Consider the following 20,557-nt stretch of genomic DNA (forward strand, 5'->3'; position numbering starts at 1 on the left):
CAGATCGCGGGGCTGCTGCGCAGCCCTTTCGCCGGCAAACCGGCTCCAACAATAGAGACCTTGAGACGTCCACAGCACCTGTGGGAGCCGGCTTGCCGGCGAAAGGGCCGCAAAGCGGCCCCGATACTCACTTGCCCCAAGCGCTGACGTACTGAGCCGTCTCCAGGACCGGCGCCGTGCGCGGCTCGCCCATCGGCGTGCCGACATACAGGTAGCCGATCACCTCTTCGTTCGCCTCCAGACCCAGGCCCTTGTGCACATGGGCATCGAACGCCATGTCGCCAGTGCGCCACACCGCGCCGATCCCCTGGGCGTGGGCGGCGATCAGGATGCCATGGGCGGCGCAGCCGGCGGCCAGGCGCTGTTCGATCTTCGGCACCTTGAAATGCTCCTGCAGCCTGGCGATCACCACGATCAGCAACGGCGCCCGCAGCGGCATCGCACGGGCCTTGTCCAGCGCAGCCTGGTTGGCATCGCCCTTGGCCTGAACGGCTTCGGCGAACAGCTCACCGAGCTTGTCGCGAGCCGCGCCCTCGATGGTCAGGAAGCGCCAGGGACGCAGTTGGCCATGATCCGGCGCGCGCAGCGCGGCCTGGAACAACGCCTCGCGCTGAGCGGCATTGGGCGCCGGGTCGGTCAGGCGTGGCACGGAAACACGGTTGAGCAATGCGTCGAGAGCCTCCATCGGCTACCCTCCTGGCAGATTGAAAGTGCCGCCATTCTCGGCGGCAAGCCGCCGAGCTGCAAGTTACACGCTGCAAGCCACAGGAAAATGCCGCCCTTGCACGACTCGCTCGTCTTGTCGCTTGCAGCTTGAAGCGCATGGCTTGAGAATGGCGCCCTTTCCGTAGCGAGTCAGAGCAGATCACATGGCGTTGCCGACCTTAAGGATCATTGGTTTCATCATCGGCATCTTCCTGATCACCCTGGCGGTGAGCATGGTGGTGCCCATGGCGACCCTGGTGATCTTCGAGCGCACCAGCGACATGCCATCGTTCCTCTGGTCGAGCCTGATCACCTTCATCGCCGGGCTGGGCCTGGTGGTGCCAGGCCGCCCCGAGCACGTGCACCTGCGGCCCCGCGACATGTACCTGCTGACCGTCAGCAGCTGGCTGGTGGTCTGTGTGTTCGCCGCCCTGCCCTTCCTGCTCACCCAGCACATCAGCTACACCGACGCCTTCTTCGAAAGCATGTCCGGTATCACCGCCACCGGCGCCACCGTGCTCAGCGGGCTGGACAACATGTCCCCGGGCATCCTGATGTGGCGCTCGATGCTGCACTGGCTGGGCGGCATCGGCTTCATCGGCATGGCGGTGGCGATCCTGCCACTGCTGCGCATCGGTGGCATGCGCCTGTTCCAGACCGAGTCCTCCGATCGCTCGGAAAAGGTGATGCCACGCTCGCACATGGTGGCCAAGTCGATCGTGGCGGTGTACGTAGGCATCACCGTGTTCGGCAGCCTGGCCTTCTGGTGGGCCGGGATGAGCCCGTTCGACGCGATCAACCATGCCATGTCGGCGATCTCCACCGGTGGTTTCTCCACCTCCGACCAGTCGCTGGCCAAGTGGGACATTCCGGCGGTGCACTGGGTCGCGGTGGTGGTGATGATCATGGGCAGTGTGCCCTTCACCCTGTACGTGGCCACCCTGCGCGGCCACCGCAAGGCGCTGATCAAAGACCAGCAGGTGCAGGGCCTGCTCGCCATGCTGGTGGGTACCTGGCTGGTGCTCGGCACCTGGTACTGGGCGACCACCAACATGCACTGGCTCGACGCCTTGCGCCACGTGGCGCTGAACGTCACCTCGGTGGTCACCACCACGGGCTTCGCCCTGGGCGACTACAGCATTTGGGGCAACTTCTCGCTGATGCTGTTCTTCTACCTCGGTTTCGTCGGCGGCTGCTCCGGTTCCACGGCGGGCGGCATCAAGATCTTCCGCTTCCAGGTCGCCTACATCCTGCTCAAGGCCAACCTCAATCAGCTGATCCACCCTCGGGCGGTGATCAAGCAGAAGTACAATGGCCATCGCCTCGACGAAGAGATCGTGCGCTCGATCCTGACCTTCTCGTTCTTCTTCGCCTTCACCATCTGCATCATCGCCCTGCTGCTCTCATTGCTGGGCGTGGACTGGATGACCGCGCTGACCGGCGCCGCCGGCACGGTTTCGGGCGTGGGGCCGGGACTTGGCGAGGTGATCGGCCCGGCCGGCAACTACGCCAGCCTGCCGGACGCCGCCAAGTGGATCCTCGCCGGTGGCATGCTGCTGGGCCGCCTGGAGATCATCACGGTGCTGGTGTTGTGCATGCCAGCGTTCTGGCGTCACTGACCGCCAGCCGCGCGCGGTACTCACTCGGGGTGGCGTCGAACCAGCGGCGGAACGCCCGGTAGAAGTTGCTCGGGTCGGCGAAGCCCAGCAGGTAGGCGGTTTCCAGCAAGGTGGTGCCAGGCTGGGCGAGGTACTGCTCGGCCAGTTCCCGGCGGGTATCGTCAAGCAGCGTCTGGAAGCTGGTGCCCTCGTCCTGCAGGCGCCGCTGCAAGGTGCGCTGGGACAGGTGCAGGGCCTGGGCCACGGTTTCGCGCTTGGGCTCGCCCTGCGGCAGCACACGGCACAGCACCTGCCGTACCCGGTGAGTCACGCGGCTCTCCGAAAATCGCGCCAGGTATTCCCCGGCAAATCGATCGTGCAGCACCGCCATCGCCTCGTTCGCGGTAGGCAGCGGTGCCTCCATGTCGGCGCGCTCGAACACCAGCGCGTCATGGGGGGCGCCGAACTGCAGAGGCGCATGGAAAGCCATCCTGTAGGGCTCGACATGCTTCGGTTGCCCGCCCTGGATCAGCACTCGGCGCGGCTGGATCGGCCGCCCGCTGAGCCAGGTGCACAGCGCCAGCGCGCAGGCCAGCGAGGCCTCGGCGCTGTGCCGGGTGGGTGGCAGATGGTCGCCATGCACGGTCAGCACCAGCGCGTAGCCGTCGGGCTCGCGGCGAAAACTGAGGTCCGCACTTTCGGCGATGATCCGCTGATAGCGCACCAGCCGCTCGAAACCTTCGGCCAGGGTGCGGCTGGACATCAGCGCGTACCCCACCACGTGAAACGAAGCCGGGCGCACCACGCGCGCCATGTTCAGGCCGATGGCTTCATTACCCGAAAGATCGACCGCCAGCTGCCACAACCGAGTCATGGCATCCTGGGGAAAACGTGCATCGGGGTCGTCCAGCGCGGCGAAATCGAGCCCCAGTTGCTTGAACATGGCCGGGCAATCGAGCCCTTCCAGTTCGAGTGCCTTGACGATCCCTGATGCCCAGCTGGCTGACGTGGTTCTCTCGCTCATGACAGGCTTCTTATGCTGACCGCTCCTGCGGTGAATCGAAAGGATAGTCAATTGGCGCTTATTGTCACTGGCCATCTGCCGCCTTGACCCTAGACTCGATTCAGGCTCCACGCCGTGTATCCTGTTGCAACACCCGCAGATCCGGAAGCCCGCCATGACCAGCACAGCGCAGTTCCGCAGTTTTGCCGAGTTCTACCCCTACTACCTGGGCGAGCACAGCAACCCGACGTGCCGACGCCTGCATTTCATCGGCACCAGCCTGGTCATCGCCCTGCTCGCCTACAGCATCGGCAGCGGCAAGTGGCTGTTGCTGCTGGCCGTGCCATTGGCAGGCTATGGCTTCGCCTGGGTCGGGCATTTCTTCTTCGAGAAGAACCGCCCGGCCACCTTCACCCACCCCTGGTACAGCCTGATCGGCGATTTCGCGATGTTCCGCGACATCCTGCGGGGCCGCATCAGCCTCTGAATCGGCCTGCAAGGCCAGGTTCGCGTCCCACCTGGCCACTGCCAAAGCCCCCGTCCTGGCCAACACTGCCGGTATGCTCCCGACACGAGTGGCCTCGACGCGATGAACAAGCAAGCGAACTTCAGCCACATGCGCGATGGCACCGCCCACGACTGGGCGATCATCGCCGACGACTTCCGCGCCTACGCCCGCCAGCTGCCGCAGCGCATCCTTGCGCACCTGCGCCTGCTCGATGGCGACTTCGGCGGCTTTCCCATCGATCGCCTGAGCCATTCCCTGCAGACCGCCACCCGCGCCTACCGCGACGGTCGCGACGAGGAATACGTGGTCTGCGCCCTGCTGCACGACATCGGCGATACGCTGGGCAGCTACAACCATCCGGATATCGCCGCGGCGATCCTCAAACCCTTCGTCAGCGCCGAAAACCTGTGGATGATCGAGAAGCACGGGATCTTCCAGGGCTATTACTTCTTCCACCACCTGGGCATGGACCGGCACCTGCGCGAGCAATTCAGCGACCATCCCCAGTACCAGCGGACCATCGAATTCTGTGCACGTTACGATGCAGCGGCGTTCGACCCGGCTTACCCGAACCTGCCACTGTCGTTCTTCGAGCCGATGATGGAGCGGGTGTTCGCCCAGCCCAGGCAGTCGATCTACAAGGCGGCACTGGAAGAGTCAGCCTGACGAGGCGCTGACCTGCCGATGATGGCGCCATCGAAGCATCAGGCCGGTTCGCTCACCTGCGCCAGTTGCCGTGCAGCCTCCCTGGCTTGCGCGTCGGCGAACCGGTACAGCTCGATCTGCCCGTCCCAGTGCTCGATCAGCGCCGTGCACGACTCGACCCAGTCGCCACAGTTGAGGTACTCCACCTCGCCCACCTGGCGGATCTCGGCGTGGTGAATGTGCCCGCACACCACGCCCTGGAAGCCACGCCGGGTGCATTCATGGGCGATGGCGTCCTCGAAGTCGCTGATGAAGTTCACCGCGCCCTTGACCTTGTGCTTCAGGTACGCCGACAGCGACCAGTAGCCATAGCCATAGCGGGCACGCCAATGGTTGAGCCAGCGGTTGAGCACCAGGGTGAACTCGTAGGCGCGGTCGCCCAGGAAGGCCAGCCAACGGTGGTAGCGGGTGATCACATCGAACTGGTCGCCGTGGATCACCAGGAGGCGCCGGCCGTCGGCGGTCAGGTGCTCGGCCTCGTCGACCAAGTGGATGTTGCCAAGGATCAGTTTCGAATAGCGACGCAGGAACTCGTCATGATTGCCGGTGACGTAGATCACCTCGGTACCACGCTTGCTCATGGTCAACAGGCGGCGGATGACGTTGGTATGGGCCTGGGGCCAGTAGATGCCGCCGCGCAGTTTCCAGCCATCGATGATGTCGCCGACCAGGTAGATGCGGTCCGCCTGGTAGCCCTTGAGAAAATGCGACAGGTGCTCGGCCTGGCAATCGCGGGTGCCCAGGTGCACATCGGAGATCCACAAGGTACGTACCCGCTGCTTGCGGGACGGGCGAAGGGGTTCGGCTTGGCTCATGGGCAGGCTCCGGCGCTGTTTGCTGGAGACTGGCAGGCGCAGGTGACAGGTTGGTGGCAGTCCGATGACCATCCTGTACCGGCGGCGCGCCCGGCACAGGGTGTACACTGCTCCCCTGCCTCGCGAGGACTCACCATGACCACCGGCCCATTGCTGTCGCTGCGCCGCTATCGCCACGACCTGATCGCCCACAGCCACGACCACCCGCAGTTGGTGTTCGGCCTGGGCGGACGCCTGGACTTCGAGGTCGATGGTCGCGGCGGACAGGTCGACCGCCAGGACCTGATGGTGGTGCCGGCCGGTGCCCATCACGCCTGTGGCAGCCCTGGCGGCAGTCGTTGCCTGGTGCTGGATGTCCCGGGCGAGCCGTGGCTCGCCGAGTATCTGGGTGAGCACGCCGACGACAGCCGTCGCCTGCTCGATCGCCCCGGCACGCTGGCCCTGGACAGTCGTCAGCAACAATTGGTGGACTGGCTGGCCGCAAGCCCGGTAGACGACCCGCTGATCGCCCGGCAAGGTGCCGTGCTGCTGCTGGCCAGCCTCAACGCACGGGCCGGCGCCCCGGTACAGGCCAGCAGGCGCCTGCCCTACGCCGCCTTCGATCGGCATATCGAGCAATGCGCCGCCTACCCGCTGCAGGTGGCTGACCTGGCGCGACTGGCCGGGCTGTCCAGCGCGCGCCTGCACGCCCGGTTCGTCGACGAGACCGGGATGACCCCCATGGATTACATCCGCCAGCGGCGACTGTCGATGGCGCGGCAGCTGTTGCGCGAGAGCCTGCTGCCGGTGGGCGAGATCGCCGCGCGCGTGGGGTATGGCTCGCAGAGCGCCTTCAGCGCGGCGATGCTGCGGGCGTTCGGTTGCACGCCGCTGGCGTTGCGGCGCGAGTCTGCCGACAACTGACGCTAGGTGGGCGACAGACACGCACGGAGCGGGCTCTTACACTGACGGTCAAGATCTTCTCTGCCTGTGAATGCAAAGGACCACCATGAACCACCGCACCGCCCTCGGCGCCCTGCACATCGGCGCGCTGTTCTTCGGCCTTACCGGCGTCTTCGGCAAGCTGGCCGCCAGTGCCAGCCCCTCAATCATCGTCTTCGGCCGCGCCGCGTTCGCGGTGCTGGCCCTGGGCCTGTTCGCCAGCCTCGCGCGTCAGGCCTGGCAACCGCTGCGCGGACAGGACCTGCGTCGCCTGTTCCTGGGCGGCGTGCTGCTGGCCGGGCATTGGGTGAGCTTCTTCATCGCGGTCAAGGTCGGTGGCGTGGCGATCGCCACGCTCGGCTTCGCCAGCTTCCCGGCCTTCACCGTGATCCTCGAAAGCGTGCTGTTCCGCGAGCGCATCCGTCGCAACGAGGCGATGCTGGTGCTGCTGGTGAGCATTGGCCTGGTACTGGTGACGCCAGCCTTCGACCTGGCCAGCGAGGCGACCGCCGGGCTGCTCTGGGCGCTGCTGTCGGGTCTGCTGTTCTCACTGCTGTCACTGACCAACCGCGCCGGTTCCGGGCGCCTGCCGGCGGTGCAGGCGGCGCTGTGGCAGAACCTGGTGGTGACCCTCTGCCTGCTGCCACTCGCCGCGCCAGGCCTGGGCGCCGTGGCGCCGATGGACTGGCTGTGGATCGCCCTGCTCGGCATCTTCTGCACCGGCATCGCCCACAGCCTGTTCGTCGCCAGCCTCGCGGTGATCAAGGCACGTACCGCCGCGGTGGTGTTCGCCATGGAGCCGGTCTACGGCATCGCCGTGGCCTGGGTGGTGTTCGCCGAACAACCGACTCTGCGCATGCTCGCCGGCGGCGCGCTGATCATCTTCGCCATCGTGCTGTCCAGCCGCATGGCCGCTGAGCAACCCGCCAGGCCGGCAGTGGCCGAAGGAGCCTGATCAACGATCGTTGTGGCCCAGCTCACGCTGCGGATCGATCTGGTCGCGCACACGCTGCTTGAGCACCTTGGCCTCCGGAAAACCACCGTCAGCCTTGCGCTCCCAGAGCTGCGCGCCGTCGCAGGTGATGCGGAAAACGCCGCCTGTGCCGGGTTCCAGCGCCACCTGGCCGAGGTCGTCGGCAAAGGTGCTGAGCAGTTCCTGGGCCAGCCAGGCGGCACGCAGCAGCCACTGGCACTGCGTGCAATATGTGATGACAATTCGCGGTTTGCTGTCGGCCATGTCGAACAACTCCAGGTAACGGGCCGCTTATACTAGCGGTCTTTACCCTCAAGTTTGAGACTCACGATGCGCCGCCTGCTGTTCTGCCTTTTGCTGACGCTCACGTCCCTCTCCGTCCTGGCCGCCGAGGCATCCCGTCCCAAGATCGGCCTGGTACTGTCCGGCGGCGCCGCCCGGGGCCTGGCCCACATCGGCGTGCTCAAAGCGCTGGAGGAACAAGGCGTGCGCATCGATGCCATCGCCGGAACCAGCATGGGCGCGGTGGTCGGCGGGCTGTACGCTTCCGGCTACAGCATCGGCGAACTGGAGAAGCTCGCCACCACGCTGGACTGGCAACAGGCGCTGTCCGACGCCCCACCGCGCAAGGACGTGCCGTTCAGGCGCAAGCAGGACGACCGTGATTTTCTGGTCAAACAGAAGCTGAGCTTTCGCGATGACGGCAGCCTGGGCCTGCCGCTGGGCGTGATCCAGGGCCAGAACCTGGCCTTGCTGCTGGAAAGCAAGCTGGCCCACACCGCCGATATCCGCGACTTCGACAAGCTGCCGATCCCCTTCAGGGCCGTGGCCACCGACATCACCACGGGCGAGAAGGTGATCTTCCGTCGTGGCCACCTGCCCCAGGTGATCCGCGCCAGCATGTCGATCCCGGCGGTGTTCGCCCCCGTCGAGCTGGGTGGACGCCTGCTGGTCGACGGCGGCATGACCGACAACATTCCATTGGACGTGGTCCGGGAAATGGGTGTCGACCTGGCCATCGTCGTCGACATCGGCACGCCGCTGCGCAACCGCAAGCAACTGGCCACGGTGGTCGACGTGCTCAACCAATCGATCACCCTGATGACCCGGCGCAACTCGGAAGAACAACTGGCCAGCCTGCGCCGCGAGGACATTCTGGTACAGCCGCCGCTGGCCAGCTTCGGCGTCACCGACTTCGGTCGCGCCCAGGACATGATCGACGCCGGCTACCGCGCCACCCGCGCCCTCGATCCGCGCCTGGCGGCACTGCGCCAGCCGGAGGGCGACAGCAACCTGGCAGTGGCACGCTCGCCCAGGCAGCGCACACCGATCATCACGGCGATCAAGGTGGAGAACGACTCCAAGGTCAGCGACGATGTGATCCGTTACTACATCCGCCAGCCCATCGGCGAACCCCTGGAGCTGGACCGCCTGCAGACCGACATGGGCACACTCTACGGGCTGGACTACTTCGACCAGGTGCAGTACCGCGTGGTGCACAAGGGCGGCGACAACACCCTGGTGATCAATGCCCGTGGCCGGCGTGGCGGCACCGATTACCTGCGCCTGGGCTTGAACCTGTCCGACGACCTGCGCGGCGACAGCGCCTTCAACCTGGGCGCGAGCTACCGGGTAAATGGCATCAACCGGCTTGGCGCCGAATGGCTGACCCGGGCGCAGATCGGCGACCAGCAGGAGTTGTACAGCGAGTTCTACCAGCCACTGGACGTCGGCTCGCGCTACTTCATCGCCCCCTACCTGGACCTCGGCTCGCAGAACGTCGAAGCCACGCTGGACAACGATCCGGTGGCCGAATACCGCCTGGAGCGCTATGGCTTCGGGCTCAACGTCGGGCGGCAGATCGGCACCTATGGCGAAGTACGCCTGGGTGCGGGCAAGGCCTGGGGTAACGCCGAGGTTCGCATCGGCGACCAGGACCTGCCCAAGGTCAGCTTCAACGAAGGCTTCTACGAGCTCAAGTATTCCTTCGACACCTTCGACAACGTCTACTTCCCCCACAGTGGCGAAGAAATCGGCATGACCGTGCGCAAATATGACAAGTCGCTGGATTCGGACCAGAGCTACCGACAGTGGCTGTTCAATCTGGACAAGGCCATCAGCAGCGGACCGAACACCCTGGTCCTGGGCGGGCGCTATGGGCGCACCCTGGACGACGCCGAGGTCGTCACCTCCAGCTTCGTGTTCGGCGGGGCCCGGCAGCTGTCAGGCTTCCGCCAGGACTCGGTCTCCGGACAGAACATGAGCCTGCTGCGCATGGTCTACTACCGGCGCCTGACGCCACGGGCCTACCTGCCGCTGGACTTCCCGCTGTACCTGGGTGGTTCCCTGGAGCGTGGACGGGCGTGGAACAACGACAATGAGTTCGACAGCGGCTACATCAATGCCGCGAGCATCTTCCTCGGGCTGGAGACGCCGCTGGGGCCGTTGAACCTGAGCTATGGCACCAACGACGCCCATGAGAAGGCGGTGTACCTGAATCTGGGGCATACCTTCTAAGCTGCACGTTTGAAGCTGCAAGAAAAAAGCGGATCGCGTCAGTACGCAGATCCGCTTTTTCTTGTGGCTTGCCGTTGCTATCAGGACTTCTCGAGATTACCGAGAATCTTCGCATGCACCCGCATGCACACTTCCAGATCCGCCTCGTCGACCCCGGTGAACAGCTCTACGCGCAAGGCATTGGCAATGGTCTCGATCTGCTCGATCAGCGGCTTGGCGGGCGGGCACAGCAGAATCTTCTTGGCCCGGCGGTCTTCCATCACCGCCTGACGGCGCACCAGGCCCTGGCTTTCCAGGCTGTCGAGCAGGCGGGCCAGCGTCGGGCCCTCGACGCCCACGCTCTGGGCCAGCTCGCGCTGGGTCGGCGCCTCGTCGAATCGCGCCAGGTGCAGCAGCACCAGCCAGCGCGCTTGCGAGAGGTTCAGCCCGGCCAGGCGGCGATCCAGTTCGGCACGCCAACCCCGAGACATCTGGGCCAGCTGCATGCCGAAACGGTGTTGGTTGTCAGTCAAGGGCATAAGCAACTCAATGAATAGAACTAATTATTAGTCAGCTAATCATGCCCCGACCAATCAGGCAAGGCTCAGCGCTGCCGAAATGACTGATATTGATGTAAGCGTATGACAAAGATCAGCAATTGGCGCAAATGCCGGCGATCAGAGCTCGAACTCCGCCGCCAGCGCCGCACGCACGCAGTGCAATACACCTTCCGGTATACGCTGGCCGAACAGCGGCGCCACAGTGGCAACTGCCGGCAGCTCGCCTTCGCCGTCGAGGAAGGCGTCCTGCACCTCCATCATCAGCTCTTCCGGCAGGTCGAGCGCCTGTTCCAGGCTCAGTTCCTGACGACCGATGGCCTCCGCCAACAAGCTGTAGACGTTCTTCTCGCTGCAGTTCAGCTGCCCGGCGATCTGCGCCGGGGTCATGCCGGCACGGGCCAGGCTGACCAGCTCGTGGCGCAGGTCGAGCACCACCTTCGGCGCCTCTTCGGTGCCGCCAGCGCCATTGAGCACTTCGAGGAAGGCCTGGCCATAGCGCTCCAGCTTGCGCGCACCCACGCCGCTGACCTGGGCCATGTCGCTGAGGCTGGCAGGCATGCTGCGCAGCATTTCCAGCAAGGTCGAGTCGGGGAAGATGACGTAGGGCGGCACACTGTGCTCCTCGGCCAGCTTGCGTCGCAGGGTACGCAGCGCCTCCCACAGTTCCCGCTCCTCGGCACGCACCAGCTGGCTCGCCGGGCTGCCGCCACCGCTGCCGGAGGACTTGGCCACGGTCTGCGGCTTGAGGTCGCGGCGCAGTTGCAGGTTCACTTCGCCACGCAACAGCGGTCGGCAGCTGTCGGACAGGCGCAAGCCGCCGTAGCCTTCCAGGTCGATGTCCACCAGGCCGCGCGCCACCAGTTGGCGGAACAGCGAACGCCACTCGGCCTCGGCCAGCGCCTTGCCGACGCCGAACACCGAAAGCTTCTCGTGGCCGAAGTTGCGTACCTTCTCGGTGTCCTTGCCAAGCAGCACATCGACCAGGTGGCCTACACCATAGCGCTGGCCGGTACGGAACACCGCCGACAGCGCCTGGCGGGCAGGCTCGGTGGCGTCCCAGGTCTGCACCTGGTCGACGCAATTGTCGCAGTGGCCGCAGGGCTGCTCGAGCACTTCGTCGAAGTAGGCCAGCAGCGACTGGCGGCGGCAGCGGGTTTCTTCGCACAGGGCCAGCATGGCGTCGAGCTTGTGCTGCTCGATGCGCTTGTGACGCTCGTCGCCCTCGGAGTTCTGCAGCATCTGCTTGAGCATCACCATGTCCTGCAGCCCGTAGGCCATCCAGGCGTCCGAGGGCAGGCCGTCACGGCCGGCACGACCGGTCTCCTGGTAGTACGCCTCAAGCGACTTGGGCAGGTCGAGATGGGCGACGAAACGCACGTTGGGCTTGTCGATGCCCATGCCGAAGGCGATCGTGGCGACCATGATCAGCCCTTCCTCGTTGAGGAAGCGGTGCTGGTTGGCGGCGCGGGTCTCGGCGGCCAGGCCCGCGTGGTACGGCAATGCCGGAAAGCCCTGGTCACAGAGGAACGCAGCGGTCTCGTCGACCTTCTTGCGTGACAGACAATAGACGATGCCGGCGTTGCCCCGACGCTCGCCAAGGAAGGCCATCAGCTGCTTGCGCGGCGATTCCTTGGGCACGATGCGGTAGAAGATGTTCGGCCGGTCGAAGCTCGACAGGAAGCGCTCGGCACCCTGCAGGTGCAGGCGCTGAACGATCTCCTCGCGAGTACGCATGTCGGCGGTTGCGGTCAGGGCGATGCGCGGCACGTGGGGGAACAGCTCGGCGAGCTGGCCCAGTTGCAGGTACTCCGGACGGAAGTCGTGACCCCATTGCGACACGCAGTGGGCCTCGTCGATGGCGAACAGGGCGATGTCCAGATCGCGCAGGAACTCCAGCATGCGCGGCTGCACCAGGCGCTCGGGAGCCAGGTAGAGCATCTTCACTTCACCACGCCGCAGGCGCCCGGCCAGGTCGCGCTGCTGCTCGGCGCTCAACGTCGAGTTCAGCGCCGCGGCGGCGACTCCCAGCTCGTCGAGAGTGGCAACCTGGTCGTCCATCAGCGCGATCAGCGGCGACACCACCACCGTCAGGCCCGGACGCAACAGCCCCGGCACCTGGAAGCACAGCGACTTGCCGCCGCCGGTGGGCATCAGCACCAGGGCGTCGCCGCCACCTGCCACGCATTCGATGATCGCTGCCTGGCGCCCACGGAAACTGTCGTAACCGAAGACATCCTTGAGGACGCGCTGAGCCTGTTCGAGCATTTGCCACTCCAAAATCGCCGTACCATCCTGGACTCAGGCTGGACGATAAATCCGCCGCGCACACATCGAATGCGTAAGCGGTTTTTGCCGAATGGCCGGGAAACGCCACCAGGCACGAAAAACCGCGGAGTATACCCGACTGCCCCGCCCCCCGGCATGTCCCGGTGACAGACGTTCCCTTTGCCCCTCCTTCACCGCAAGATGCTAGAATCCACTATCGTTTATTCCCCAAGGTAGCCTGTAATGTCCTTCGCCGAGCAACTGACCCGCCTGCAAGCCTTCCTCGACGCCGATGAGCTGCACGAAGAAGCGCTGGACTACGTCGCCGCCCACGGCTACCTGACCGCGCTGTCGATCTGCTCGGAAGAAGTTCCAGAACGCGAATGGATCGACGCGCTGTTCGCCGAAGAACCCCACTACGCCAGCGACGCGCAACGCACCGAGATCGAAGCCACGCTGGTCGCGCTCAAGGGCCACATCGCCCGCCAGCTGGCCAGCGACGAGGAATTCGACCTGCCCTGCGACCTGGACCTGACCGACGAGCCGGACGACTCCGACCTGCGCGGCTGGTGCATCGGCTTCATGGAGGGTGTATTCCTGCGTGAAGAGGCCTGGTTCGAGAACGCCGAGGAAGAAGTCAGCGAGATGCTGCTGCCGATCATGGTCGGTTCGGGCCTGTTCGACGAACAGCCGGAATTCGCCGACATCGCCAGCAACGCCAACCTGCAGGACGACATGATCGTGCAGATCCCCGAGGCGCTCAGCGCGCTGTTCCTGCTGCTGCACGCCCCCGAAGAGAAGCCAGCCCTGCTCAAGCCTCGTCACCACTGATCGAGGTGGTGCGCTACCTGCTGCTGGCCGTCGGCTGGCTCAGCGTCGCGCTGGGGGTGGCGGGGATCTTCCTGCCGGTGTTGCCCACCACTCCCTTTCTGCTGCTCGCGGCGGCCTGCTTCGCCCGCAGCTCCCCACGCTTCCACGACTGGCTGGTCAACCACCCGAGGCTCGGCCCCTGGATCCGCGACTACCTCAGCGGTGAGGGCATTCCGCTCAAGGGCAAGGTCTATGCGATCGGGTTGATGTGGGCCAGCATCGGCGTGTCCTGCTACCTGGTGCCGTTGCTCTGGGCGCGGGTATTCATGCTGACCAGCGCGGTGCTGGTCAGCGCGTGGATCCTCAAGCAGAAGACCCTGCGCCGGCCACAGTGACGCAATCGCGGGGCCGAGAGGGTCCCCGCGATGCACGGCTGCCCTACACCGTATCCACCTTCAACGAATGATCATTGAGCATGCCGTTGATGATGGTCGCGGTATCATGCCCCGCCGCGATCACCCCGCCCGCCCCGGCCGAGACCCCATAGTGCTGCGCCAGGTCCACGCCGGCCAGATCGATGGTCTGGGTCGGCGCCGCGCCGGCGACACTGCTGACTTCGATGGTCGACACCACATTGGCGCCTGTGCCACTGACCTTGAAGTGCATGTAGTCGTCCAGCGACGCACTGCTGGCATTCTCTCCCTGCAGCAGTTGCGACAGGTCCAGGCGATCGCTGCCCGGGGTGAAGTCCGTCACCGTGTCATGCCCGGTGTCCCCTTTCTGCCAGACGAAGGTGTCGTTGCCGCTGCCGCCGGTCAGGGTGTCATCACCGCGGCCTCCGATCAGGATGTCGTTGCCGGCACCGCCCTTGAGCACATCATTGCCCGCCCCGCCGTTGAGCACGTTGTCACCGTCATTGCCGACCAGGGTGTCGCTGTAGTCGGAGCCGATCAGGTTCTCGATGCCGGTCAGGGTATCCAGGCCGGCACCGACGGTGTTCTGCTGACCGATATGGCTCAGGTCCACGGTCACACCACTGGTTGCCCTGGCATAACTGGCCGTGTCGCTGCCGGGGCCGCCATCGAGCAGGTCATTGCCCGGACCGCCGATCAGCAGGTCGTTGCCTTCGCCGCCATACAGATTGTTGTTGCCACTGCCCGCCACCAGGACATCGTCGCCGGCACCACCGTGCAAGGTGGTATCTCCCGCCCCGGCCAGCAGCACATCGCCCCCTGAAGTACCGGTGAGAATATTGCCGGCCTGATAGGTGATGTCCACCGCGCCGGTCGCATTGCCGCCATGGTTGTCACTGACGGTGTAGCTGCCGTGATAGACATCGTTGCTGGCATTGCTGTAGTCCACCACCATGCTCAGCTTGTAGTTTTCGGCGGCCTTGCTGTTGCCGGAGGCGTTCTCGGTGTTGATCACGTGGATGCTGTACACACCATCATGACTGGCGGTGAAGCTGCCGCCATCGACGATGGTCTGGTAGCTGCCGCTGGCATCCTTCCACTCCATCAGCAGGTTGCCGGCGGGGCGGTCATGATCGAGGGTCAGGGTCTCGCCCTTGCGCAGGGTGACCGTCAGCGTGTCCTCGTCATTGGCATTGCTGGTGCTGATCGACCCTAGGTAGCCGGCGACCACCAGCGCCGCCGTCATGGTGCCGTTGAGGCTGGTGAACTCGCTGCGGGCAAGGTCGCGGAACTGGTTCTCGGCCCTGTTGGGGGTGGCGTCGAACTTGATGGTCTGCGCCTGCGTGCCCGCGGTGAAGCCCGCGCCTTTGTCACCAAAGCCGGTGTTGAAGGTGATGGGGGCGGCACTCAATGGGTCGTGGTCCGGATCGCTGTCATTGGCCAGCAGGGCTTCTGCCGGCACGGTCACGGTGGCACCACTGATGTTGGTGATGATGTGATCGGCGCCAGCAACCGGCACGCCGTTGCTGTTGATGTGCACCGTCAGGCTGGCACTGCGGGTGTCGCCGTCGTTGTCGCTGGCGGTGAAGCCGATTTTCTCCACCTGGCTGCTGCCGTTGTCCTTCGGCGGGGCGTAGGTGAATTCGCCACTGTCCATGTTCACCACCAGGGTGCCACCCAGGCTGGTCTTGATGTTCAGGCTGTTGCTGACGGTGTCGAACGAAGCCTTGTCCGCACCGCCACTGACCGAATAGCCGCCCTGCCCGCCATTGGCCTTCGGATCGTAGGTATAGGTGGTGCCATCCACCAGCAAGGCCTTGATGAAGCCGCCGTCGGCACCGAAGTCGCCACCGCTCATCAGGCTGCCGGTGATCGGCGCGCCCTGCACCGTACCGGAGAGCACCGCGCCAAGCTGGCTGAGATCGGTGACCACCACCGAGTTGGTGTCGGTGTGGCTGCTGCCGTCATAGGCCAGCGGATTGAGGTTGCCCTCGTTGACCCCGGTACCCATGCCGATGGCGTAGGACTTGATGCCATTGTTGTCGAGGAAGGTTTCCCACGCGGCTTCGCGTGGCGCCGTCATGGCATGGCCGTTGGTGGGCTCACCATCGGAGAAGAAGTAGCTGATGTTCTGCGCGCCCGTCAGCTTGCCAGCGGTGGCGAAGGCTTCCTGGGCCTTGGTGGCCGCCGAGTCGTAATAGGTCGAGCCGCCCGGAGAGAGCCCGGCGATCAGGTTCTTGGCCTCGCTGATCGACACCCATACCGGTGTCTGCACTTGTGCGCCAGTGCCGAAGGTGACGATCTGCACCTTGATGTCACCCATCTCGTCGTACTTGTCGAGCAACGCATTGATGGCCTGCTTGGCCAGTTCCAGACGGGTCAGTCCGGGCACGCCGGAGCCGGCGGCCATGCTGCTGGAGACATCCACCACCAGCAGGATGTTGGAGTCCACCTGGCCCGGCGTGATGCTGCGTACCGCGCATTCGACCTTCGGCACATCGTCGACGATGTTGATGGCGATAGTGCTGGTGACGCTGTTGCCCTGGGCGTCGGTGGCCTTGTAGGTGAAGTATTCGTTGACGGTGTTGGTACCATCGTTGGCCCCGCCCGGTGTCTTCGGCGCCGAGGTCAGGGTGTAGGTGTAGGAGCCGTCGGCGTTCAGCTGGATCTGACCGTACTGGCCGACAGCGTTACCCACCAGGCTGTAGGTCAATGCCCCGACACCACCGCTGACAGATCCCACCAGGCTGCCGGACGCCGTTTCACCCGTCGAGCCGGGCTCACTGCCCGTCACGGTGCCGGCGGCCAGGTCATTGCCATCCTTGTGCAGGTCCAGAGCTTTCTCGTAGACAGTGACATCGTTGTCCTCGCAAGCCACTAGCTTGCTGTCCTGCACATTGATGCGGATGGTCGTGGTGCTCTCGTCGCCATCCGCGTCGCGAATGGTGTAGACGAAACTGTCGGTCGCCCCGGCCGGCGGCACGCTGTTCGGGTTGGCGTGATAAGTGGCATTGCCCTGGCTGTCCAGCGTCAGGTAGCCGTACTGCCCGACGATCGGATCGCCGACATGGCCGCTGGCCGAGGTCGAGGTGTCCGCGCCGGCACGCACACCCACCACGTACTGGCCGTCGGCACGCACATCGGCACCGATCACATCGTTGTCCAGCACATTGCCGCTGACACTGCCGCCCTCCTTGACCGACGTCTCATCGCAGTGGGCCTTGGGCACGTCGTCGACGATGCTTATCACGATGGTGCTGGTGGTCGAGTTACCCAGGGAGTCCTTCACCTGGTAGGTGAAGGACTCTGTCAGCACATTCGGCCCATCGTTGATGTGGTTCGGCGAGTTCGGCGCCGAGGTCAGGGTGTAGGTGTAGGTGCCATCGGCGTTCAACTGGATCTGACCGTACTGGCCGGTGGCATTGCCCACCAGGGTGAAGGTCAAGGCACCGATGCCCCCACCGACCGATCCGGCCAGCGAGCCGGTGGTGGTTTCCGCGTTCGATCGCGGATCGCTGCCGGTGACATTACCGGCGGCCAGGTCGTTGCCATCCTTGACCAGGTCGAGCGCCTTCTCGTAGACCTTGGCCGTGTCATCCGGGCAGGCGACCAGCGAGATGTCGTGCACATTGATGGTGATGGTGGTGGTGCTCTCGTCGCCATCGGCATCGCGGATGGTATAGACGAACACATCCGTGGCCCCGGCCGGCGCCACGCTGTCAGGGTTGGCGTGGTAGGTGGCGTTGCCCTGGGCGTCGAGGGTCAGGTAGCCATACTGGCCCGCCACATTGCTGCCCAGCTGGCCGATGGCCGAGGTGGAGGTGTCCGAGCCGGCACGCACGCCGACCACGTATTTGCCATCGGCCGGCACGTCCGCGCCGATCACATCGTTGACCAGCACGTTGCCGCTGACGCTGCCGCCTTCGTAGACGTTGACGAAGTCGCTGTGGGCCTTGGGCACGTCGTCGACGATGCTGACCACAATGGTGCTGGTGCTCGTGTTGCCCAGCGAATCCTTCACCTGGTAGGTGAAGGACTCTGTCAGCAGATTCGGCCCATCGTTGATGTGGTTCGGCGAATTCGGCGCCGAGGTCAGGGTGTAGGTGTAGGTGCCATCGGCGTTCAACTGGATCTGACCGTACTGGCCGGTGGCATTGCCCACCAGGGTGAAGGTCAGGGCCCCCACTGCGCCGCTGACAGCGCCGACCAGCGAACCACTGGCTGTCTCGCCGGTCGATCCCGGCTGGCTGCCAATGACATTGCCACCGGCCAGGTCGTTGCCATCCTTGATCAGGTCCAGGGCTTTCTCGTAGACCGTGACCTCGCTGTCCGGCCCGGCGATCAGCGAGCAGTCGCGCACATCGATGGTGATGGTGGTGGTGCTTTCGTCGCCGTCGCTGTCTCGCACGGTGTAGACGAACACATCCGTGGCACCGGCAGGCGCCACGGCATTGGGATTGGCGTGATAGGTGGCGTTACCCTGGGCGTCGAGGGTCAGGTAACCGTACTGGCCCTGGATCGGATCACCCAGGCGGCCGCTGGCCGAGGTCGAGGTATCGGAACCGGCACGTACACCGACCACATAACGACCGTCGGCTCTCACGTCAGCGCCGGAAACATCGTTGTCCAGCACATTGCCACTGACCGTGCCGCCCTCGACGACACTGGCCGAGTCGGGGTTGGCCTTGGGCAGATCATCGATGATGTTCACGTCCAGCGACCCGCTGGCCGTACTGCCATCGGTGTCCGTGGCGGTGACCGTGAAGTGCTCGGAAAGGCTGTTGGCGCCGTCGCCATTGGCGTGGCTTTCATTGTCCAGCAAGGTGTAGCTGTAGCTCACCACCCCGGTGGCGGCGTTGTAGCCGGTGATGGTCAGGGTGTTACCCAATGCCGTGGTGATCGACTGCGGGAAGCTTGCCGCCACGCCACCGCTGACCACCGTGATGCCGCCGACGCTCAGGCTCTGCAGACCATCCGGCGCAGTGACCGTGAACGTGCCGGTTTGCGTCAGGGCGCCGGGGTTCGGCGCGCTGCCGTCGGCCAGGCTCTTCTCGTAGACGGTCAGCTCCGCGCCGTTCACGTCCAGGCCGCCGAGGGTGACCGGGTCGTCGAGGTTGGTGACGTTGAGGGTCAGGGTCGCGGTGCTGGAGTCGCCATCGGCGTCCTTCAGCGTATACGTGAAGGTTTCCACGCCGCTGCCGTGCAGGTTCTTGAAGTCCGGGTCGTCGGTGTTGAGGGTGTAGGTGTAGGAACCGTCAACCGCCAGCACCAGTGTGCCGTAGGTGCCGACAAAGGTACCGGCCACTACCGGGCCGCTCGGGATACGGTCGGCACCCTGGATGTCGTTGCCGAGCACATTGCCAGTGAGCTCCAGGTGCTGCTCGGTCGCATGGGTGGCGTTGCTGTCATCCACGGCCCTGGGTACGTCGTCGCGAATGATCACATCCAGCGTGCCGCTCGCCACGTCCCCGTCGGTGTCGCTGACCAGCACCGGGAAGTGTTCGCCCAAGGTGTTGGTGCCCACGCCATCCGGGTGTTGCTCCGCAGCAGTCAGGGTATAGCTGTAGCTCACCACGCCAGTGGCTGGGTTGTAGCCGGTGATGGTCAGCACATTGCCGAGCCCGGTGACGATGGACTGGCCGACGCCGGTCACCACGCCACCGGTGACGACATTGATACCGCCCACACTGAGATTGAACACGCCATCAGGGGCGACTACCGTGAAGCTGCCGGATTGGGTCAACGCCGCCGGGTTGCTGGCCGAGCCCTGGGGCAGATTGGCTTCATCGAGGGTCAGTTCAGCAGGGCTGACGTCCAGGCCCTGGAGGCTAACAGGATTGTCGGGCGGTGGCGGATTGACCACTAAGGGTGCCTGCTCATCATTGCGGTCGAGCGCGCCGAGTTCGAGGTTCGCCAGTTCGGGGAGACCATTGAAACCCGCGGTGGGGAAACCGATGGTGGGATCCACCCGTCCGGCCACCTCGGTCAGTATCACGAAACTGTGTCCGCCACCCAACGCGCCCGCCACGCCCGTGGGGTTGCCGCCCGCCGCGGTGGCCTCGCCTTCCTGCGTCGGGTCGGCCCCGGCAGCGATGGCCTGCTGCAACTGCTCGACATCGCTGAGCTGGGTTTCACTGGGCACCGGGTCCGGTGCCTGTACATGAGGGGCACGGTTGGCCAGCAGGTCGGACGTCATCTCCAGGCTGCTGTCACGGCCCAGGGTCAGTTCGGCGCCGTTGTGCAAGCGAACGGCCACCGCACCGGCATTGCCAGTCTCCAGTTGCTCGCCGGCGAACAGACGATCGCCCTCCACCAGCAAACGGCGATGACCGTCATCACTTACCGCGAATACCTGGCCGACTACCTTGCTGACCACACCGACTAATTTAGCCATGAGCGTACGCCTCCCCTGCCGATGGGCTTTTCGCAGTTCAAGGCTTGTCAGGTAAATCGCACAACGTTCCGCGGTGACGGATCGTTGCTGTCACGTTCGTGAGAAAACACGCTCCTTGTGACAACTACCGCGAGAAGGGAGATGGTGAATGGCCATTATTCAGTGCCATTTTTTTGTCGCCAAATTCCGCTTTCGCCGTCCTCCCCTGTCTCCTTAGCTGCAAAAAATCTGGAACTTTCTCCGAGGCCCGGAAATCGCTTGTCCCAGCCAATTCCCGTAACCACCTGAATGAAACAATGTCCCGGATTTCTTAGACCGCATAAGTTTTTTTTTGCATATAACTTATGAAAAAATCTTCTTAGCTCGCCCGTTAAATGTTCTTAGCTCTGTT

The 20,557-nt window shown here is 64.7% G+C and carries 15 protein-coding genes; 8 read left to right on the plus strand and 7 right to left on the minus strand.

Annotation, left to right across the window (positions count from 1 at the left end):
* Positions 1-127: 127 nt before the first annotated feature.
* Positions 128-685, minus strand: a complete 558-nt coding sequence (locus N7422_RS01185) for a nitroreductase (protein ID WP_279804724.1) — start codon at positions 683-685, stop codon at positions 128-130.
* A gap of 184 nt (positions 686-869) precedes the next feature.
* On the opposite strand from N7422_RS01185, the gene N7422_RS01190 reads away from it, so the two are divergent.
* Positions 870-2,324, plus strand: a complete 1,455-nt coding sequence (locus N7422_RS01190; RefSeq protein WP_279804725.1) for a TrkH family potassium uptake protein — start codon at positions 870-872, stop codon at positions 2,322-2,324.
* On the opposite strand, the gene N7422_RS01195 is transcribed toward N7422_RS01190, so the two are convergent.
* The gene (locus N7422_RS01195; protein WP_279804726.1) at positions 2,281-3,327 is read right to left on the minus strand and encodes an AraC family transcriptional regulator; all 1,047 of its coding nucleotides are present in this window, start codon (positions 3,325-3,327) and stop codon (positions 2,281-2,283) included. The two genes, N7422_RS01190 and N7422_RS01195, sit on opposite strands and share 44 nt — an antisense overlap.
* Positions 3,328-3,481: 154 nt before the next feature.
* Here N7422_RS01195 and N7422_RS01200 point away from each other — a divergent pair, with 154 nt between their 5' ends.
* Both N7422_RS01200 and N7422_RS01205 read left to right on the plus strand, forming a co-directional pair.
* Positions 3,482-3,793, plus strand: coding sequence for a DUF962 domain-containing protein (locus tag N7422_RS01200; RefSeq protein WP_279804727.1), 312 nt, complete (start codon positions 3,482-3,484; stop codon positions 3,791-3,793).
* Between the two features lie 102 nt (positions 3,794-3,895).
* Positions 3,896-4,480: an HD domain-containing protein gene (locus N7422_RS01205; protein WP_279804728.1), complete on the plus strand. Its 585-nt coding sequence runs from the start codon at positions 3,896-3,898 to the stop codon at positions 4,478-4,480.
* Positions 4,481-4,518: 38 nt separating this feature from the next.
* Here N7422_RS01205 and N7422_RS01210 read toward each other — a convergent pair whose 3' ends face one another.
* Complete coding sequence (locus tag N7422_RS01210) at positions 4,519-5,334, minus strand: UDP-2,3-diacylglucosamine diphosphatase (protein ID WP_279804729.1); 816 nt, start codon at positions 5,332-5,334, stop codon at positions 4,519-4,521.
* A gap of 135 nt (positions 5,335-5,469) precedes the next feature.
* On the opposite strand from N7422_RS01210, the gene N7422_RS01215 reads away from it, so the two are divergent.
* Complete coding sequence (locus tag N7422_RS01215; protein ID WP_279804730.1) at positions 5,470-6,237, plus strand: AraC family transcriptional regulator; 768 nt, start codon at positions 5,470-5,472, stop codon at positions 6,235-6,237.
* An 85-nt stretch (positions 6,238-6,322) separates the two neighbouring features.
* Positions 6,323-7,210: a DMT family transporter gene (locus N7422_RS01220; protein WP_279804731.1), complete on the plus strand. Its 888-nt coding sequence runs from the start codon at positions 6,323-6,325 to the stop codon at positions 7,208-7,210.
* On the opposite strand, the gene N7422_RS01225 is transcribed toward N7422_RS01220, so the two are convergent.
* The gene (locus N7422_RS01225) at positions 7,211-7,492 is read right to left on the minus strand and encodes a SelT/SelW/SelH family protein (RefSeq protein ID WP_279804732.1); all 282 of its coding nucleotides are present in this window, start codon (positions 7,490-7,492) and stop codon (positions 7,211-7,213) included.
* A gap of 66 nt (positions 7,493-7,558) precedes the next feature.
* Here N7422_RS01225 and N7422_RS01230 point away from each other — a divergent pair, with 66 nt between their 5' ends.
* Entirely contained in the window at positions 7,559-9,745 is a 2,187-nt protein-coding gene (locus N7422_RS01230; protein ID WP_279804733.1) for a patatin-like phospholipase family protein, read from the plus strand.
* 80 nt (positions 9,746-9,825) lie between these two features.
* On the opposite strand, the gene N7422_RS01235 is transcribed toward N7422_RS01230, so the two are convergent.
* Entirely contained in the window at positions 9,826-10,263 is a 438-nt protein-coding gene (locus tag N7422_RS01235) for a MarR family transcriptional regulator (RefSeq protein WP_279804734.1), read from the minus strand.
* A 138-nt stretch (positions 10,264-10,401) separates the two neighbouring features.
* The gene (recQ, locus tag N7422_RS01240; RefSeq protein WP_279804735.1) at positions 10,402-12,549 is read right to left on the minus strand and encodes a DNA helicase RecQ; all 2,148 of its coding nucleotides are present in this window, start codon (positions 12,547-12,549) and stop codon (positions 10,402-10,404) included.
* Positions 12,550-12,792: 243 nt separating this feature from the next.
* On the opposite strand from recQ, the gene N7422_RS01245 reads away from it, so the two are divergent.
* Positions 12,793-13,380 carry a YecA family protein gene (locus tag N7422_RS01245; RefSeq protein WP_279804736.1) on the plus strand — a complete coding sequence of 196 codons (588 nt, stop codon included), beginning with the start codon at positions 12,793-12,795 and terminating at the stop codon, positions 13,378-13,380.
* 8 nt (positions 13,381-13,388) lie between these two features.
* Positions 13,389-13,754 (plus strand): YbaN family protein, encoded by a 366-nt coding sequence (locus tag N7422_RS01250; protein ID WP_279804737.1) that lies wholly within the window; start codon positions 13,389-13,391, stop codon positions 13,752-13,754.
* A gap of 43 nt (positions 13,755-13,797) precedes the next feature.
* Here N7422_RS01250 and N7422_RS01255 read toward each other — a convergent pair whose 3' ends face one another.
* Positions 13,798-20,166 (minus strand): retention module-containing protein, encoded by a 6,369-nt coding sequence (locus tag N7422_RS01255; RefSeq protein ID WP_279804738.1) that lies wholly within the window; start codon positions 20,164-20,166, stop codon positions 13,798-13,800.
* Positions 20,167-20,557: the final 391 nt, after the last annotated feature.

This window comes from Pseudomonas sp. GD04091, from assembly GCF_029836165.1.
Lineage (GTDB): Bacteria > Pseudomonadota > Gammaproteobacteria > Pseudomonadales > Pseudomonadaceae > Aquipseudomonas.

Excerpts from the sequence above, each read along its gene's own strand:
- N7422_RS01220 (WP_279804731.1), top strand. The coding sequence starts at position 6,323 with ATGAACCACCGCACCGCCCTCGGCGCCCTGCACATCGGCGCGCTGTTC.
- N7422_RS01245 (WP_279804736.1), top strand. The coding sequence starts at position 12,793 with ATGTCCTTCGCCGAGCAACTGACCCGCCTGCAAGCCTTCCTCGACGCC.
- N7422_RS01225 (WP_279804732.1), bottom strand. The coding sequence starts at position 7,492 with ATGGCCGACAGCAAACCGCGAATTGTCATCACATATTGCACGCAGTGC.
- N7422_RS01185 (WP_279804724.1), bottom strand. The coding sequence starts at position 685 with ATGGAGGCTCTCGACGCATTGCTCAACCGTGTTTCCGTGCCACGCCTG.
- N7422_RS01195 (WP_279804726.1), bottom strand. The coding sequence starts at position 3,327 with ATGAGCGAGAGAACCACGTCAGCCAGCTGGGCATCAGGGATCGTCAAG.
- N7422_RS01235 (WP_279804734.1), bottom strand. The coding sequence starts at position 10,263 with ATGCCCTTGACTGACAACCAACACCGTTTCGGCATGCAGCTGGCCCAG.
- N7422_RS01200 (WP_279804727.1), top strand. The coding sequence starts at position 3,482 with ATGACCAGCACAGCGCAGTTCCGCAGTTTTGCCGAGTTCTACCCCTAC.
- N7422_RS01210 (WP_279804729.1), bottom strand. The coding sequence starts at position 5,334 with ATGAGCCAAGCCGAACCCCTTCGCCCGTCCCGCAAGCAGCGGGTACGT.
- N7422_RS01230 (WP_279804733.1), top strand. The coding sequence starts at position 7,559 with ATGCGCCGCCTGCTGTTCTGCCTTTTGCTGACGCTCACGTCCCTCTCC.
- N7422_RS01205 (WP_279804728.1), top strand. The coding sequence starts at position 3,896 with ATGAACAAGCAAGCGAACTTCAGCCACATGCGCGATGGCACCGCCCAC.
- N7422_RS01215 (WP_279804730.1), top strand. The coding sequence starts at position 5,470 with ATGACCACCGGCCCATTGCTGTCGCTGCGCCGCTATCGCCACGACCTG.
- N7422_RS01255 (WP_279804738.1), bottom strand. The coding sequence starts at position 20,166 with ATGGCTAAATTAGTCGGTGTGGTCAGCAAGGTAGTCGGCCAGGTATTC.
- N7422_RS01190 (WP_279804725.1), top strand. The coding sequence starts at position 870 with ATGGCGTTGCCGACCTTAAGGATCATTGGTTTCATCATCGGCATCTTC.
- recQ (WP_279804735.1), bottom strand. The coding sequence starts at position 12,549 with ATGCTCGAACAGGCTCAGCGCGTCCTCAAGGATGTCTTCGGTTACGAC.